Origin of the sequence: Intestinimonas sp. MSJ-38, from assembly GCF_018917925.1 — a bacterium.
Classification (GTDB): Bacteria; Bacillota; Clostridia; order Oscillospirales; family Butyricicoccaceae; genus Pseudobutyricicoccus.
On sequence record NZ_JAHLPO010000002.1, the window covers coordinates 106071 to 122568 of the forward strand.

At 54.3% G+C, this 16498-nt stretch carries 19 protein-coding genes; 2 read left to right on the forward strand and 17 right to left on the reverse strand.

All coding sequences use genetic code 11. The features are described 5' to 3' along the window. From KQI26_RS01760 to KQI26_RS01805, 10 genes are all read right to left on the reverse strand, one after another. Window positions 1-846, reverse strand: coding sequence for a hypothetical protein (locus tag KQI26_RS01760; protein ID WP_024723017.1), 846 nt, complete (start codon window positions 844-846; stop codon window positions 1-3). A gap of 293 nt (window positions 847-1139) precedes the next feature. Further along, a complete protein-coding gene (locus KQI26_RS01765) occupies window positions 1140-1466 on the reverse strand; it encodes a hypothetical protein (protein WP_024723018.1) in 327 nt (108 codons plus the stop codon). Further along, window positions 1466-3190 carry a VirD4-like conjugal transfer protein, CD1115 family gene (locus KQI26_RS01770; RefSeq protein ID WP_371744060.1) on the reverse strand — a complete coding sequence of 575 codons (1725 nt, stop codon included), beginning with the start codon at window positions 3188-3190 and terminating at the stop codon, window positions 1466-1468. Before KQI26_RS01770 ends, KQI26_RS01765 begins: the two co-directional genes overlap by 1 nt. 86 nt (window positions 3191-3276) lie before the next feature. After that, window positions 3277-4023, reverse strand: coding sequence for a DUF3801 domain-containing protein (locus KQI26_RS01775; RefSeq protein WP_216502924.1), 747 nt, complete (start codon window positions 4021-4023; stop codon window positions 3277-3279). Continuing rightward, window positions 4004-5410, reverse strand: a complete 1407-nt coding sequence (locus KQI26_RS01780) for a relaxase/mobilization nuclease domain-containing protein (protein WP_216502926.1) — start codon at window positions 5408-5410, stop codon at window positions 4004-4006. The genes KQI26_RS01775 and KQI26_RS01780 overlap by 20 nt, the downstream gene beginning before the upstream one ends. Further along, window positions 5410-5721: a plasmid mobilization relaxosome protein MobC gene (gene mobC, locus KQI26_RS01785; protein ID WP_216502928.1), complete on the reverse strand. Its 312-nt coding sequence runs from the start codon at window positions 5719-5721 to the stop codon at window positions 5410-5412. Before mobC ends, KQI26_RS01780 begins: the two co-directional genes overlap by 1 nt. A gap of 224 nt (window positions 5722-5945) precedes the next feature. Next, the gene (locus KQI26_RS01790) at window positions 5946-6344 is read right to left on the reverse strand and encodes a DUF6329 domain-containing protein (protein WP_216502929.1); all 399 of its coding nucleotides are present in this window, start codon (window positions 6342-6344) and stop codon (window positions 5946-5948) included. Window positions 6345-6452: 108 nt separating this feature from the next. After that, window positions 6453-7031, reverse strand: a complete 579-nt coding sequence (locus tag KQI26_RS01795; protein WP_216502930.1) for a Fic family protein — start codon at window positions 7029-7031, stop codon at window positions 6453-6455. 393 nt (window positions 7032-7424) lie between these two features. Beyond that, window positions 7425-8330: a HipA domain-containing protein gene (locus tag KQI26_RS01800; protein WP_216502932.1), complete on the reverse strand. Its 906-nt coding sequence runs from the start codon at window positions 8328-8330 to the stop codon at window positions 7425-7427. Window positions 8331-8503: 173 nt separating this feature from the next. After that, window positions 8504-9688, reverse strand: coding sequence for an XRE family transcriptional regulator (locus KQI26_RS01805; RefSeq protein ID WP_216502934.1), 1185 nt, complete (start codon window positions 9686-9688; stop codon window positions 8504-8506). A gap of 241 nt (window positions 9689-9929) precedes the next feature. Here KQI26_RS01805 and KQI26_RS01810 point away from each other — a divergent pair, with 241 nt between their 5' ends. Both KQI26_RS01810 and KQI26_RS01815 read left to right on the forward strand, forming a co-directional pair. Further along, window positions 9930-10523, forward strand: coding sequence for a type IV toxin-antitoxin system AbiEi family antitoxin domain-containing protein (locus tag KQI26_RS01810; RefSeq protein ID WP_147562423.1), 594 nt, complete (start codon window positions 9930-9932; stop codon window positions 10521-10523). Next, entirely contained in the window at window positions 10520-11437 is a 918-nt protein-coding gene (locus KQI26_RS01815; RefSeq protein WP_216502936.1) for a nucleotidyl transferase AbiEii/AbiGii toxin family protein, read from the forward strand. Before KQI26_RS01810 ends, KQI26_RS01815 begins: the two co-directional genes overlap by 4 nt. Before the next feature lie 6 nt (window positions 11438-11443). Here KQI26_RS01815 and KQI26_RS01820 read toward each other — a convergent pair whose 3' ends face one another. From KQI26_RS01820 to KQI26_RS01850, 7 genes are read right to left on the reverse strand one after another with little or no spacing between them, the layout of a single operon-like run. Beyond that, on the reverse strand, window positions 11444-12172 hold the full coding sequence (locus tag KQI26_RS01820; RefSeq protein ID WP_216502938.1) for a site-specific DNA-methyltransferase: 729 nt from the start codon (window positions 12170-12172) through the stop codon (window positions 11444-11446). Further along, window positions 12162-12752 carry a hypothetical protein gene (locus tag KQI26_RS01825; protein WP_216502940.1) on the reverse strand — a complete coding sequence of 197 codons (591 nt, stop codon included), beginning with the start codon at window positions 12750-12752 and terminating at the stop codon, window positions 12162-12164. Before KQI26_RS01825 ends, KQI26_RS01820 begins: the two co-directional genes overlap by 11 nt. After that, window positions 12753-13523, reverse strand: coding sequence for a DUF4406 domain-containing protein (locus KQI26_RS01830; protein WP_216502941.1), 771 nt, complete (start codon window positions 13521-13523; stop codon window positions 12753-12755). Further along, the gene (locus KQI26_RS01835) at window positions 13520-14143 is read right to left on the reverse strand and encodes a hypothetical protein (protein ID WP_253292612.1); all 624 of its coding nucleotides are present in this window, start codon (window positions 14141-14143) and stop codon (window positions 13520-13522) included. Before KQI26_RS01835 ends, KQI26_RS01830 begins: the two co-directional genes overlap by 4 nt. A 26-nt stretch (window positions 14144-14169) precedes the next feature. Further along, a complete protein-coding gene (locus KQI26_RS01840; protein WP_216502943.1) occupies window positions 14170-14952 on the reverse strand; it encodes a phosphoadenosine phosphosulfate reductase in 783 nt (260 codons plus the stop codon). Further along, window positions 14910-16061: a methionine adenosyltransferase gene (metK, locus tag KQI26_RS01845; RefSeq protein WP_216502948.1), complete on the reverse strand. Its 1152-nt coding sequence runs from the start codon at window positions 16059-16061 to the stop codon at window positions 14910-14912. The genes KQI26_RS01840 and metK overlap by 43 nt, the downstream gene beginning before the upstream one ends. Beyond that, window positions 16051-16401: a DUF3846 domain-containing protein gene (locus KQI26_RS01850; protein WP_371744053.1), complete on the reverse strand. Its 351-nt coding sequence runs from the start codon at window positions 16399-16401 to the stop codon at window positions 16051-16053. Before KQI26_RS01850 ends, metK begins: the two co-directional genes overlap by 11 nt. Between the last annotated feature and the right edge of the window lie 97 nt (window positions 16402-16498).

The window sequence follows — 16498 nt, forward strand, 5'->3', positions numbered from 1 at the left end:
TCAGCCCAGCCCCATCAGTTCCCGGATGATCCGGTCGCTCATCTTGATCGCGCCCACCAGCACCAGCATATTGAAGATCAGTTCGCCTACATAGTTCCACACGATGGTGGCTGCGGCCAGCGTATCGTCCGCGATGGCGGGCGGCGAGGACGCGAACGCCGAAAAGATCACACAAGCCAATACGATGACGCAGCCCTCCAGACAGATGGCGGCATAGCTTTTCAAAAAGGCTACGCCAATACTGCTGGAGGGCTGTCCTGCAAAGCTGGCCAAGGGCACAGGCGCGATAGCCGTCGCGATATACAACTTAAAAAAGCGGCTGTACACCGTCAGAATCATTACGAGAGACAGCACCCAGATAAAAAGCGATCCCAGCAGTGTCACTGCCCACAGCGGGATGGAGTCGATAAATCCCACATCCTCGATGATGCTCACCATCTCGTCCGGCAGTGCGGTGGCCGACATGGCACTCAGTCCAGACGAGTCGATGATCGTGGTCACCATGCCCTGGGCTACCCGGAAAGCTCCTGTCATCAGCTCCATGCCCCAGCTTACCGCAGCCTGCGCCAGCACAAAGCGGATAAAGCATTTGAACGCCATCTCCGGTTTCTTCATCTCCGCAAAGCTGCCGCAGGTCTTGACTACGCCCATGACGAAGAACAACACCAGCAGCGCATAGCCGACCGCCTTCAACCCATCGTTGATATTGACGATAACGTTCCAGATACCGCCGCCCTTGAAGTTTTCCGGCGAGGTGGTGATAAGCTGCCAGATCTCCGCCAGTCTGCCGTTCCACATCTCCAGTGCGGAGTTCAGGTTGTCTACGATCCAGTTTCCACTTCCCATTCAAAATCACCTCCTTGATCATTGGCGTCGAGTAGGATATACTTAGGTCAGCCCCAAAGCGGGGGCATTGTGTAGAAAAAGAAGCCGTCAAGCGACTTCGGCGTCCATATGGGGCAATCGTCGATAGTTGTTATGGGGGTGTTGCCTATGGTTATTCAAGGCTTCGGATGTTGTGAGTGCGCTGTCATGTGTCCTTTTTGTATCATTGAAGTGCCTGACTTTCCTTTCTGCTTCTGCCGCCCCTTTAAATGCTACGCTGTGGACCTTGCGGTCCACAGCGTTTTTTCTTATGCTTAGCCGGTGATCAGGTTGAGGATCTCCTTAGTAAAGGTGATCACGATGCCGCCTGCAACGGTGAGCATACCATTGGCGCGCTGGGAGGGATCGTGGCTCTTGAGGGACAGACCCACCTGCAAAATGCCGAAGCCCAGCAGGATGAGGCCAATGGCACGGATGAGCGAGAAAATAAACTCACTCAGATTGTTGACTACCGCCAGCGGGTCGTCCGCGGCCAATGCAGGAACAGCGGTGACCATCATCACCATCGCAGTGCAGGCAAGGACGGCGTAGACGCGCTTTGCCTTTCTTTCAAAGTTCTTGGTTTTCAGATCGTGTTTCATTACGCAGCGTTCTCCTTTTCATTGTTAGAATAAAATCGGAACAGCGGATCTCCCGTCAGGGCCGGTGCGGCTGTCCCGTGATGGATATAGGGCGGCGCTCCGCCGTCCATGGTGTAGCGGATCGCGGGATGCTCCATCAGTTCGTATTTCAAATCCAGAATCGGTCTGGCCCCTCGTATGAACAGGATGCAATACCGGTTGTCCAGCATCCGCACCTCGTCCGGGGTCAGCAGCTCTCTGCCGCTCATCTGGAAGTTGGTGGAGTAGGAGCCGGAGCGTCCCTTCGTCTGCCCATGGGTCTTGGTGTCGATGGTGGACTTGCCCAGGGCCTCCGAAATGTACTTGTGGGTGCTTGCCTCGTTGCCGCCGAGATAGAGCAGCGTGTCCGAGTTGCCGGGGATTGTTTCCCAGGAATCCTTGTAGAGTTCCTTGATCTGCGCCATGTTCTGGATGATCGTGCTGCACGAAATGTTGCGGGAACGCATGGTCGCCAGTTCCCTTGGGAGCCCAGGCAGGTTGACGGACGGCGCTTCGTCGAGGATGAAGTGGACATGACACGGCAGTGCGCCATGGTGCAGCTGGTCTGCACAGTAGTAAAGCGTCTGGAATATCTGGGAGTACAGCAGGCTTACCAAAAAGTTGAAGGTCGTATCATTATCCGGGATCACGGCATAGAGGGCGCACTTTTTCTCGCCCAGTGTGTACAGGTCCATATCGTCATGGTCCGTGATCGCCTTGATCTGCGGCAGGTTGAAGGGAGCCAGCCGCACAGCGGCGCTGATCAGGATGCTTTTTGCCGTCTTGCCGGCGGCCTGCTTGAATACCCGGTATTGCCGCAGCGCGACGCTCTCCGGATCTTCATGCTCTATGGCACGAAATAGCAGATCCAGCGGCGAAATGTACTCGTCGTCATCCTCTCGGACCTCAGCATATTCCAGCACCCGCATGACCATAGAGAAATTCTGTTCATACTCCGGTGCCTCCTGGTGCAGCATGAGGATGATAGCTTGCAAAAGTGCCGTTTCGGATTTCGTCCAGAACGGGTCCGACTCATGGCTGCCCTTGGGCGTGGTCGCCTGGATCAGCGTGTTCACCAGCTTCAGCGCGTCTTTTTCATCCCGCAGGTAGCGGAATGGGTTATAGCCGTCGGACTGATCCAAATTGACGAGGTTCAGTACCCGGACATCGTATCCCTGCTGTTTGAGGTAGCCTCCGGTGTCTGTCAGCACCTCCATCTTCGGGTCTGTAATGACATAGTTCGTGTTTGCCTCCAAGATGTTGGGTTTCACATAGCCGCGGGTCTTGGCCGCGCCGCTGCCGCCAATGACCAGCACATTGAGGGAGCGTCGATGTTTATGTGTGTCCAGCCCCAGCCGGACATGGCGGGTCAGGATCTTATTCTGCTTTTGGCAGAACTGTGCGTTGACCTGTTTGGGAGAGCCCCACATGGCAGAACCATGTTCCTCGCCGTCTCGCGTCCTTCTCCCCTCCGCGTCATACAGACACAGACCCATAATGTAGGCGCCAGTGCAAATGAGGATGGACAGCAAACTCTTGTCCGTCCATTGGATCTGGAATGGATGCTCCAGCGCGGCGGTCAGCTTAGACAGCAGCTCCGGCAAGCCGCCGCTCATCGACTGCGCAATGAGCAGCGCTGCCCAGACGACCGGAAGGTAGAGGAAAAGGCGCAAAATCAGGTCGCTTTGTTTGGATGTTTGTTTCAGGCAATTCACCTCCGAGAGAACAAAATAACAGTCCCATCGGCGGATCGTGTACCGCCGATGGGACTGCTTCGGGTGATCTATAATGCTTATTTCACTTTGCCGTTTTTGCTTTTTTGCCGATTTTTCGTTCTGGTCGGGGCAGACTTCTGCTGCTGATCCAGCTGAGTCTTATAGCGTTCCAGGCGTTCCAGTACAGAAGGGCGTTCCTCACTCATCGTCCGGCTCTCGTCTTTGGACGAGGTCGAGCTGGGCACGGTAGCGGGCGAGTCGCGTCCCGACCGAGATCCTTTTTTTGACGGCACCTCCTGCCGCTGGTCCACAGGCGGCGTTACGGGGGCTTTGGTCTGCGGATGGTGATCCTGTTCGACCTGGGGTGCCCCCTGCGCTGTACGAGTCTCTCTGTCCTTGGACGGTGCCTCCCGCTGTGGTTCCTGCTGCTCCTGTTGTGCCTGCTCCGGTCGACCGAGGTATTGGATGCGGCCAAAGATCAGATTGGCGCGGTCGATCTCTGTGACCGGCATGATGACATCCACTACCTTACCGTGGCCGTCTGTATCCCGAATGGCGGAAAACAGGAGCTTCTGCTTTCCAGCGCGTTTGCGGAACTCCTGGTATTGCTCCGGGGACATGGTAAACTTGCGCACATCGCGGGTCTCTTTCAGCATCTTCGCAAGGTTGACCTTTCCGGAGATCGTCTTGTGGTTCTTCGCCAGCGCCATGCTCAGCGCCAGCACATTTTTGAGGGCGGAGCCGCCCAGTCGGACAGCTACCTCGCTGCCGGATAGCATCATGCGTACCAACTGGTCCGCCGCTTCACCGCCTCCGATGTTCATGTTCCTGCACCTCCTTCTGGTGTTCATCTGTGTTCTGAATGTCCTGCTCCATGGCAGGAATTTGCTGTCTGATCTCCTGACAGAGCTTCAGTTTCCGGCGCTCCGCCCGGATCTCACGATTCAAGCTCGCCAGCTGCTCATAGATCTCGGCTTTTTCTTCTGTCAGCCGTTCCGCGGAAATGCCGCATTTCTCCAACTGCTTTACAGCTTCCATGTATTTCTCGAACTCCGCTTCCATACCGGTGAGCCCTTCTTCGTAGAGCGCCTTGCTGGGAGCCAGCGCCTCTGCGTCTGCCAGTGCCGTGTATAGGTGCTGCCGTCTCTTTTTCCGCACATTGAGGATGGTACGCTGCTTCATGAGTTTGGCCAGCGATCCCTCTGTGCGGGACTGAACGGCATCCATATCCGCCTGCGTGACGATGTTATTTTCCCGCAGGAAGACAAACTGTACCTGATACTGTTCGAAGCGCATGACCTCTTGGCGAAGATGGGGTGTCATGCGAGGTGGATACTGCCGCTGCCCGATCTTGCCCAACAGGTAGAGGTAATGGATATAGAGTGCGAGAAAGCCGGTGTACTTGGGATGCTTTCGGTAGGATCGATACTTCGGCCGCTGAATGACAGCAGGGCGATGGCCTGCCTCGATCTCTGCCAGATTCCCTTGAATGGCGGCACGGATACCATCTTCAGTGAACAAAGGGTCCCGTCTGCCGGGATACATGAAACGCTCCTGCCCGCGCAGGCGAAAACCCAAACGATCCCCGTGGCGTATCTCATAGCCCATATGCTCCATGAGCAGGAAAAAGTGTCCGAGATCGTTTGCGTCCTGGATGGCCGTCCGCAGATCCGCTTCCAGCATGGAGCGAAAGGTCGGCTGTCCTTTGGACTGACGAAGCCACTCGATATAACTGACTGCTTTAGACGGCTCTCCTGTCATGATAACGGACAGTCCATGCTCCCGGCACAGCCTATCCGAGATGCCCCGGATCTGCTGATAGTAGCTCCGGGCATTGCTGTGATATTTCTCGCCGGTAAGCTGGTTTACGGAATTGAATACGATATGGGCGTGGATGTGATCCCGATCTGTATGGATGCCGATCACCGCTTGATATCCCGGCAGATGCTCTCGCGTAAATTCCTGCGCGATCTCCAGTGCCAGTTCCGGTGAGATCTCGCCGGGGCGGAAGGACTGGATGATGTGATAGATCTGCACTCCATCCGTTTTATTCCAGCGGATCTTGGCATCCTGCATCTCAAAGCAGGCGCTTCTGATCGAGCACCCCTGCGCGGCAGTCAGCACCTGTTCCTCCGTCTTGTCTCCGTTGACCACATAGGCAATGGCCTGAGCCAAACCGCCTCTGCGGGCAAGGATCTTTGTGACTGCCATTACTGCTTCACCAGTTCTGCCATTTTTGCCTCTATCGTCCGCATTAGGAATTTCAGTTCCCGGACATCCTCTTTCGTAGCAAAGCCGGCATTGGCTTTGCGGACGATCTGATTGATGTTATTGCCGATGTGGTTGATCTCCACATACAGATCGTGGAGTTCCTGGGGCGGCCGCTGGCGGATGGTAACGCCGCCGATCATTTCCCGGACCGCCGCGCTGACCGGCAAGCCGGAGACGGCGCAGATCTGCGACAGCTTCCTGCGCTCCGCGTCGGTCAGCCGGACGGAGATCATGTGTGTTCTTCCGGGCATATCGCCCTCCTTTCCTGCGGCGCTGCCGCAAAATCTTCCGCCCGCAGGCGGCATTGGGGACTGGGGCAAGCCCCAGCAAGCGCGTTTGTCATACAAACGCTATGCTTGCGCCAGCGCCGCCCACGGCGGCGTTGGCTTTCGCCCCGCTGCGCGGGGCTTTGTTTGCAAGCGGTATGGTGATTGCAATATTGGGCGGGCGCTGCCCGCTTCCTCGTAAAAAGAAATCAGCGTTCCGGGACAGAACGCTGGCGAAGGCATTTTTCATTTGCGTGTTCTACCGGGATACCGTCCAGCACGAGAGCTTTCTTTTCGGGGATAAAGGCCGCGTACCTGGCATATCCAAAACCTTCGGACTCCACCAGCAGGCCGGTGTTCGCATCTCGGCAGGTCACGAACAGGCAGAGAAATGTTTCTGTTTTCCCATCGAACCTCATATCCTCCACGTTCCGGGATATGAAGGAAACATCCCGCAAAAGCTCGTTCATGTAGCGGTGGTACTGCTTGGCTGGCAGTTCGATCACCTTCGTGATTTGAAACCGCGCTTTTTCAGGAAAAGGTGCTTTATCTACCAACTCCCGCACACTGCTTGCTTTCCGATAAAAACTTGCAAAATTTTCTGACATACTTCTCTCCTTGTGGCAGGGTGTTTTCTAAACACCCTCATAGAAAAAACAGGGTGTCAAAATGACACCCTGCCAGTCGCTGTTTGGCCATTAGCCCAACACTGGTATTTATCTGGATCGCTCCTGCTTTTTATTATAGTTTTTGAACTTGCTCTCATCATCCAATGGCCTGCGCTCCTGTTCTTTGGGAAAATCGACTCCGTCGATGCAGTCATCGTAAACAAAAGTCTTTAAAGCAGACATATCATTCGTTTCGTAGAACCGAACCAGCAGCTCTTTGAACCGATCCTGTTTTTCGATCGGTACGCTGATCACGCCGCATCCGTTCTGGATCATCACCTGATTCGCTGCCAGCATACTCGTCCGTTTATTACCATCCGGGAACATCTGACGACGCATCGACCAAAGCATAAGCGTGATCGCTCTATCTGTTGCCGCTGGAATATCCATAATGTCTTGTAGTTCCTCTTTGATTTGAGACTCGATCGGCATATCCGGCACCCAAGAGGTCCCGCCCATGCGTACAGGGACTTTTCGCAGGTATCCAGAATCATAAATCAGATTTGAGCCAACAACCTGATTCAAGTGACAAATGCGGGTAATGTCTATGGGCTGGTCCACTCTTTCGAACAATAGCCGCCATGCGTGTTTCAGGTTGTTCACTGTGATCACATCATCTCGCAGCATCCCGTTTATCATACCTCCGTCGCAAACACTCTGCGTCTGATGAAATGTGATGCTTCGGCCCTCTAAGCAAGCACTTTCCCAAATATAATCGACGACATTTCGCTTTGCGACATATAGGTTCTGCTCCACCGTCATCCGGTACTTATTATGAAGAGTCATTGCTCGGTGCGATCCTGTACATCTTCTTGAATTTCGCTCAGTTCGATAACATCATCCCAATCTTCCGCACTTCGCCTTAAATAGTCGTGCCCGCCATCTACTGAGCAGGCTCCGCAAGAGCAGGTCTTGGAGTCATGTACGGTAACAGATTCGATAATATCGCCGCACTTTTTACATTGTATCATGTTTCGGATTATCATAGCCTGTCCTTTCCTGACACGATACGGTATGCTATTACCGTTCGCCAAATTGCCTTTTCTTTTCTCGCTTCAACAGCTTCTCCATGGAAAAATCGAGGATGCGCTCTTTTCGCGTCTGCAACATAGTCTTATAGAATTGCTTTTGCAGATCCGAAATGAACGGAGTTTCATCCACGATGCGGAATATCTCATCCATGTTGATCCGTGGGAGTATCCGTTTCAGCACACCGTTGCAATCTGTGCTTTTTAACGAAGAGATAAAATCAAAGTAGTTGATCCGCTGACTATTGATCTTGACTCTGGAAAGCGGGAGAAACAACGCTCGTAGATCTTGCTGCTTATCTTCCAAGGCGCTCCGCATGGTGGTCTCATCCGCTTGCGGATACAAGCTTCTGCTGCAGCCGAACACGGGAGCGAGGGTGATTGCGTCCGTTTCCGTGTTATAGAGAAAGCCCCAGTTTTCATTGTTTCGGTTTTCATTCCCGATCAAGGCGTCTACGATGAACACATCCCAAAAGTGTTGCTTCAGGAATGCAGGTGGGAATGCGGCTTGCATCTCCATGACTTTCATGATGTCCGACAGCTCGGTACTATAACAGCTATGCCCAGAATCGATCACCGAATTTTGCAAAGAGGCGAAGTCCTGCAGAACAACTCTGGGGGAAGTGAAGTCTTTGCAGGCAACAACGACCTTTTCCATGCCGTTCTTTCGGTAAATGCCAAGGACTGTTTCCTGGGCGCAGATTCCAACGCTGTTGAAAATATGGCTGCCTATATACTCTGCAATACTGCTGTTGGCATGGCTGGAGTTCTTATCCTTAGACGATGTTGCTGGAAACTTCAGCAAATACTGCTCCCCCTGATAGATCACGGCCCGCTTTGCACCGCTGCCACCTGCGTATAACTTGTTGCTGGTGGGGAGGTTCGTAAAGTCGATCAAGCGGCACCGCTCCTTCCTTAGATAGGTATTTTCTCTTTGCTTAGCTGCACCATATCACAATGAGTTTCCAATATCCACACATTTTGACGAACAGTTTGCACTGTCCCGGTGGCAGCAAGCTATTCTAACAAGAAAAGCCGGATTCCGAAGCGGCAGCATACTCCTGAGAAATATTATCGTTCTGGCCCGCCATGTTTGACAGACTCTTTTTCATGCTCTGGCTGGAGGCGAAGCAACTGCTGTACGCGCACTTGAATATGTTTTTCGATGGCCTTGAGACGGTACTCCGGTAGATTCAGCTTGGGATGGCGATGGAATGTGAAACCGATCAGCCGACGAAGCTGCCGTGCCTGCACAGGTCCCATCACTTCCTGACAAACACTTTCAAAGCTGACCCCGTATGCCGTGCCGCGAGTCCTGGCGTAGCTGTCTAAGTCTTTGAAATCGTCCGGCATGGCGAAGTTGAACAACGACAGGCCGTTATCGAAGATGGGGGCTGCGCCAATGATCTCGCCGCTGTGCTGATCCCGGAGGACTCCGAAGTTACCGAAATGCCGATCCTCATTATAGATCACGGCATCAAAGACAAGCATACTTTTTATTTGCTCATAGGCGTCCGCACCAAGGTCCTTATAATACTCCAGACAGGCTTTCAGTCCGCCTTCCCGGACGATCCGTCCGATGGGGATGTAAGCAGTGTCAATGTCTGTGAACAGCTTGCAGCGTGAGGCAGTGATCCCTTTCCAGTTCTCCAATTCGTAAGATACCGCATTCAGTCCCATCGTTTGGGCGATTTGGCTGGCGTAATATTCGCTGTAAGGCTCATTGCCTGTGTTGGCTGCTCCAAAGGTGCCGCCTTTGTACAGGTAGATGCCATCGTCAGGGATGAAGCGCCATGCTTTCGGAAGCATACCGTTGGTGGTCAACTCTGGGGATGTGGTAAAGGCAGCATCGCTCTGCCCGATGCCGGTGTAAGCCACCAGAGACAGGATCTCCGAAAAACGGTTTTCGTATAGATCGTACTGCTTGAATGTCCCTTCAAAGCCTTTGGGCACTACCCAATAGCTGTCGTTCAAGGACAAGCCCTTGCAGATATCGATGATCCCCTTTGTGTCGTTGACACTCAGTCCGAAGGTCTTCAGTATTTCGGACACATATGTGCGGTTTTTGGGAATTACGCGCTTTTGCAGCCATTTCAGCACGCCGGCATCCGTTTCTTGCATATCTAGCGGGAGTAAATGCCGCTTTTCTTCGTTGATCCACAGGATATGAGCTTTTAGGCCCTCGATGCCTTGCTCCGTCAGTGTGAAAGCCAGCATATCCGTGTCGTAAAGACGGAGGATATATTCTTGTTTCATGTGATCCGATCCTCGTATTATAAAAAAGTTTTATTTTATTATACCGATTTCCCTGTGCCATAGCAAGCCTTTTTGACGGACAGCATGGCGGGTCAAGTGGCTTTCTCCCGCCCTGAACGCTCCCTTTCTCCGGCTCACTCAGCATAGGTGGCAGGAAAGAGTCTTTTTAAATATGGATTGGATTCCACTTTACATCTGTGCTAATATGGGTTATCATATTAGCACAGATTGAGGTGATGCTATGAATGCTTATCAAATCTTAGATGCCCTGGTGCAACATGAAAACGGACTCCTGCGGACATCGGATGCAGCTTCGGCTCATATTTCCCGAACCACATTTGCTCAGTATGTGCGCCTGCGTGGCATGGAGCGAGTCGGGAACGGGATCTATTTGTCGCCGGATGCATGGAAAGACGGGATGCGGCTGCTGCAGCTGCGCTGTCCGCAGGTGATCTTTTCCCATGACACAGCGTTATTTCTACATGGTCTGACAGACAGGGAGCCTCTTGCCTATACCGTCACTGTGAAAACGGGCTATAACCCGCATCGGCTGCATGGAGATGGCATCACTGTGTACACCATCAAAAAAGAGTTTTATGATCTTGGCCTCTCGCAGGCAGAAACGCCGTTTGGGAACACCGTTGCTGTCTACGATCCGGAGCGCACGATTTGTGATGTGATCCGCAGCCGAAATCGGATGGAGATGCAGACGATCCGAGATGCACTCAGACAATATACAGCCCGAAAACACAAGGATCTGCGTCGATTGATGCGTTACGCACAGGCGCTGCACATCGAAACCGTTCTGCGAAATTACCTGGAGGTACTACTATGATAAAAACAGCCCGACAGCTCAAGGACCTAATCAATAACCTCTCCAGAAAAAATGCGGCAGACGCACAGCTTCTCATGCGGAACTATATGATGGAACGGTTCTTGGAGCGTGTTTCTCTCTCGCCCTACAAAGACAAATTCATTTTGAAAGGCGGCATGTTGGTCGCCGCTATGGTAGGTCTGGATGCCAGATCCACCATGGATATCGACGCAACGATCCAAGGTACGACCGTCGATGTAGACCAAGTCAGTGATATCGTGTCGGAGATCATTTCTGTCCATGTGGACGATGGTGTTTCTTTTTCCTTAAAAAGTGTTTCGGAGATCATGGATGAGGCAGACTATCCCGGCGTCAGGGTAGCGCTGGATGCTCTCTTTGACAAAGTTCGTACTCCATTCAAAATCGATATTTCGACCGGAGATGCGATCACCCCCAGGGAGATCCGCTATATCTTTCGTTTGATGTTCGAGAACAGATCCATCGAAGTCTTAGCTTACAATCTCGAAACTGTTCTTGCCGAGAAGCTGGAGACCGTTATTTCCCGCGCCTCTACAAACACAAGGATGCGAGATTTTTATGATATCCGCGTCTTACTGCAGCTTTATGGACCGACGCTGGACACGAACACACTGTCTGCTGCCTTATATGCAACGGCTCGAAAGCGCGGATCTGTCCAATTGCTGTCGGAAACAGAAGAAGTTCTTGTCGAGCTGCTGAGCAGCACTTATATGAAAGAACTTTGGGAGCGCTATCACAACAAATTCCAGTATGCTTCCGATCTGTCCTGGGATGCCGTTATGGATGCTGTACGCGGCCTTTGTGTAAAAGCAGGACTGGCAGTCGAACCGCCGAAGGATATTTCTTTGATCAAGCAGGCTCCCAAAGGAAAACCACATGGTGTTCCAGAACGGTGATCCGATTTATGCAACCGATTCTACCGCAGCATTGATCCGCTCCCTGGCCAGTTTGGCATAGGCATCGGTCACCTCAATGCCGGTGGCGGAGTAGCCTTCCAGCACAGCCGCCAGTACCGTTGTCCCGGAACCGGCAAAGGGGTCCAGGATATGGCCACCCGGCTCCGTGATTTTCACGATGTCCTGCATGAGCTGCAAGGGTTTCTCCGTGAGATGGATGCGGTTCTGCGGATTGCCATATTTGAACACCCCCGGCAGGCAGGGCACCGGACGGTTGATGGGCATATCTCCGTTGGAGCCCCAGACGATGTACTCTGCCTGCTGGCGGAAGCGCCCCTTCTGCGGGCGGCTGTTGCCCTTGTCCCAGACAGCGGTGCCTCGCCAGATCCAACCGGCCCACTGGAGAGCGTCTGTCGCCGCGGGAAGCTGCCGCCAGTCGATGAACATACACACTGGGGCACCGGGCTTGCAGACCTTTCGCGCTTCATACAGCCACTCAGCTGCCCAGCGGGTCCAGGATCGCTGATCCTTGGCGTCGCCGTCAAAGGGAGGCGGAGCATTCTCCCCCATGCTGGAATACTTCTTGGCGGTAGACTTGTTCTTTTCGGCTTGGGTCCGTCCGCCGGAGGCATACGGGGGATCGGTGATGACAGCATCGAAGGTGCCGGGCGCAAAGCCGCTCAGCACCTTCAAGGCATCCCCTTGGATGATCTCCCACTTCTGGTTATCGCTCATGCGTGTGATCCTCCTTCTTCTTGTTTTTTGTAGGGATATTGCCGGACAACTCCGTTTCCACATATTCGCTGATGATCCCCAGCGCTTCCTCGTAGCTGTGGCAGTCTCCGCCCATAATGCGTGTCTGCATTTCCTTTGCTTCCGCTGCCATGCCATTCTGCCGGAGGACTCTGGCGGCAATGCCCATCAGATGGAAGATGTTGCCGTCCTGCCCCAGCAGAGGGCAGAGGGGGCGGTTTTTTTCCTGCAGGGCAGATCGGAATCCACCCAGTCTGTTGGGAACATAGTCAGAAAGCCATGTGCCGCCGAATGTGCCGTGGGTCTGCAAGCGCCACATCGCCAGTTTCCCCATATCCACCTGAATGTTCTCGAAGGGGAACAGCAGATTGGTGAGTCCATCGTGCTGAAAAACCTTGACCGTCTCAAAGCGGCTGCCATGCTGCAGGATGCCGTCCTGCGTCAACAGGTCGTTGATGCCATCCAGCCACTCCTGTGCCTCGCCGCCGCAGCCCTGCAGCACCAGTCCCTCCTGATGCTCCATATCCCGCAGATCGTCTGCGGTGATCTTTTCAATTGGCATTTACCTCTCCTTTCTGCCGGAACGCCTAGGCGGTGTCCGGCCAATGGTTTTCTGATCTGTCATCATCGGGATTCCCAGCTTGCTGGCATGATGGATTTCATCCCACATCCCCTCCGTCCAGATAGGCCCATAAACATTGAGCTGCTGGCAGGAACCCAGAAGCTGCAGGGACATCTCCCGCGCCTTTGCATCCTGCTCCGGGTTGTTCGGGTCCGCTATGGGTGGGAACAGCAGGTGTGGGCAAACGGGGATATCTCCATCCGCAAACACCTCCTGCGCTTTCTGCCGCGCAAACTCTACATTGTTTGTCACATCGCCCCGCAGCGGAGCACAGATATAGACCAGCTTGGGGCCGCTCCGTTCCAGCTCCGGCGTGCGCTCCCGGAATGCGGACAGATACTGACCGACGGCATCCCGCAGAGCGGCATAGTCCGCGGCAGTGGGGTGATAGGCGTACCACTCCACTTTTCCGTAGTCATCCCACAGGTGGGGAATGACGCCGCTGCGGAAGTTCGGGTTGTTCGGCACCTGCTTTTTGCCCCAGACATCCTGAAAGCGCAGCAGCGTCCGGTCCACCACACCCTCCGTGCGGTTGAGCACCGTGAGGCGGATGGCGTCATATTGGCTGGAGATATGGGTAGAGAGAAACTCCGCCCGCACACGCAGGTCCTTTCCGAGATCTCCCACGCACACACGCCCGGAAAATTGAGGCCGATCCACGAGATCGCTGTGATCAAACAGCTTTCGCAATTCCTGCTCATATACGGTCATCGCTCCACACCTCGTTTCTTTAGCGTTTTTGTTTTCATGTGACTTACTTCTTTTTGCAGAGGTTTCAAGGTCTCACGCCCGATACCGCGGATCACGCTGCGGCTCTTGCCGCTCAGGACAAAGGTATCCCTTGTATCGTTGCGGACTTCCTCGCAGGGTAGGATCACGGCGGAGCCGGTGACGCGGACATCACCCTGTATCGTGCCATACACCTTGCAGTTGCCGGACAGGATGGGAGTCCCCATCGTATGGGGATCGTGAATGATCTGCGCGTTTCCGGAAGCCAGCGCTTTTCCGGTCATGGAGGCTCCGCGGAGATAGGCGTTGTCCTCGGCGCGGCTGTGACCGCTCATCACGCTGCCTTTGGAAATATAGGCTCTGTCACAGGCAATGGCATCGCCCCGCAGACAGGCATCCCGATCCACATAGGCGTCACCCGCTGCAATGGCGTCATCGAAGATCCAGGCGCCGTCGGACGGGTCGGTTTCCAGGTTACTTTCACTCTCCACAAAGCCGCCCAGATCCCCCGCTTTCACCTGATCGCCAACATCCTGCAGCGCACGGATGCGGTGCAGGAAAGGATAGGCTTCATGGACGATGTCGGTGATCTCATATTTCAAGTTGTTCGTTTTTATCAGCTCCTTCTTTATGCCGCATTTTCAAAGAGAGACTTCTGGGCATCCTCCATGCGGAAACGGGCGTCGATATCTGAAAATGTGCCTGTGCGGTTGAATTTCTCAGACACCTTTCCCGGCAGGGCCTGCAGTTCCAGCATCCGTTCCCACAGCTCCGGGTGATGATCATAGAGATGCCGCAGTTCTTTTCGTCTGGCGTTGGGACAAAACCAGCAGCCGCCCCGGTCGGTAAACGCATACACAGGAGAAAGCAGCCCTGCCTTGCGGCAGAGCTGCTTCGCATCTTCTTCTGTGAACTTGTATTTTGCCAGCAGGGACACCTGTTGACCCTTCAGGCGTGACAGCCGTTTTGGTTCATCGTAGGCGATGCCGATATACTGCACCGTGTCAGCAGGCAGGTTCTTTTGATACTGACAGATCGGTTTGATCTTGCAGTCGCGCTGGACATAACACTTTCCGCACAATGGGAAGGCTCGCAGCATCCCCTTCTTGGGTCCACGGGTGACCGTCCCTGTGAACAGATCTACATAGGTCTTCTCCGCGCGTAGGACACGCACTTCCACCCCCATCCGCTCCAGTTTGGGAATGGCAGTATGGTAGATAAAGTCTCTGTGTTCCGGTACCTCACCTGAAATGGTTTTATCAAACATCACCTCGCAGTAGACGGCTTCGTCCAGCGGTTCCCCATGCTCCAGCGCCAGCAAAATGGTAGCAAGACTGTCCTTACCAAAGCTGCAGCTGACGATGTGTTTTAACGCTGCGATACTCCCGCCTCCTTCGCACGGCAGGCACATTCCAGTACCTCGGTCATGTCCGTCTGTTCCCAAGGCGCGTCATCGTGCGTGAAATGACCGTAATTGCAGAACCGGCGGAAGATGGGTCTGTCCAGTCCCAGCGTGCCGATCATGCCGTCCGGCGTCAGATTGAATACGACACGGACAGCCTGCTCCAGCACAGCATCGGAAAACTTGCCGGTGCCGTGGGCATCCACCTCCACCATGACCGGCTGCGCCTTGCCGATGGCATAGGCGAGGCTGACCGTGCAGCGTTCAGCAAGTCCCGCCGCCACAATGTTTTTTGCGATGTAGCGGGCCATATAGGCGCCGCTGCGATCCACCTTGGTGCCGTCCTTGCCGGACAACGCACCGCCGCCATGGGGCGCAAGGCCGCCGTAGGTATCCACCATGAGCTTGCGGCCGGTGAGTCCGGTATCCGCTTCAAAGCCGCCCTCCACAAATCTGCCGGAAGGATTGATGAGGATATCCGTTTCGGCATCCAGCGGGAAGTTCTGAAAAGCGGGCTGGATAATATGGCGCATGACCGCATGGCGAAGTTCCGCCAGCTCCACACCATCCTCATGCTGGCAGGATACCACCACTGCGGCAACGCGGCACGGGACTCCAGAGCGGTATTCCACAGACACCTGTGCCTTGCCGTCCGGACGCAGGCCGGGGATGATGCCCTGCCTGCGGGTATCGGTCAACAGGCGGGTCAGTCGATGGGCCAGCACCACAGGCAGGGGCAGCAGCTCCTTTGTTTCATCGCAGGCAAAGCCGTACAGGATTCCCTGATCTCCTGCGCCGGTCTCCGTGCCGCCGCACACAGCTTCCGCAATGTCGGGACTCTGCTCATGGGTGATGACCTCCACCTCATAGTCGCTGCCGCCGTATCCGGCTTCCCGCACCGTTCTGCAAATAATGGCAGGGATATCCGGAATCTTCGCTGCCGTGATCTCGCCTGCGGCGATGATCTTTCCGGCTGTGGCCATGACCTCGCAGGCAACGCGGGCAGCGGCGTCCTGCGTAAGACAGGCATCTACCACCGCGTCCGCGATGGTGTCGCAGAGCTTGTCGGGATGTCCCTCGGTGACTGACTCAGCGGTCAGAATGCAGTTATCTTTCATATTCATGTTTCTCCTTTTTCATCGGTTTCTTATGTGCTTCCGGCTGTTTCGGAACAGAAAAGATCATTTCATGGCTGTATTTGTCCTTGTACTTTTCGATCTGCTGCTCCGTCAGCGAGGCAAAATCATCCTCTTTAAGACCGGCAACAAAAAATGTGCCGCAGACAATGTCATACGGCACACCGTGATCATCGGTCAGGGCGCGGTTCCACGGCAGGCCCAGCAGCTTGCCCTCGTCATTGCAGACGAGCGCCACCGGGTCATCGAAGGGGTAAACTGCCTGAATGGTGCCGCCGACCAGTTCCTGCATGGCAGAAAGGGTGTGGTCGATCTCCTGCACCGCAGGCAGTTCCATGGGGCGCACCACAAGGACTTTCATTTTTTCTGTGCTGATATGGGTTCCTCCTTCCCAAAAGAAAAGCGGCAGCAGCAGTTTG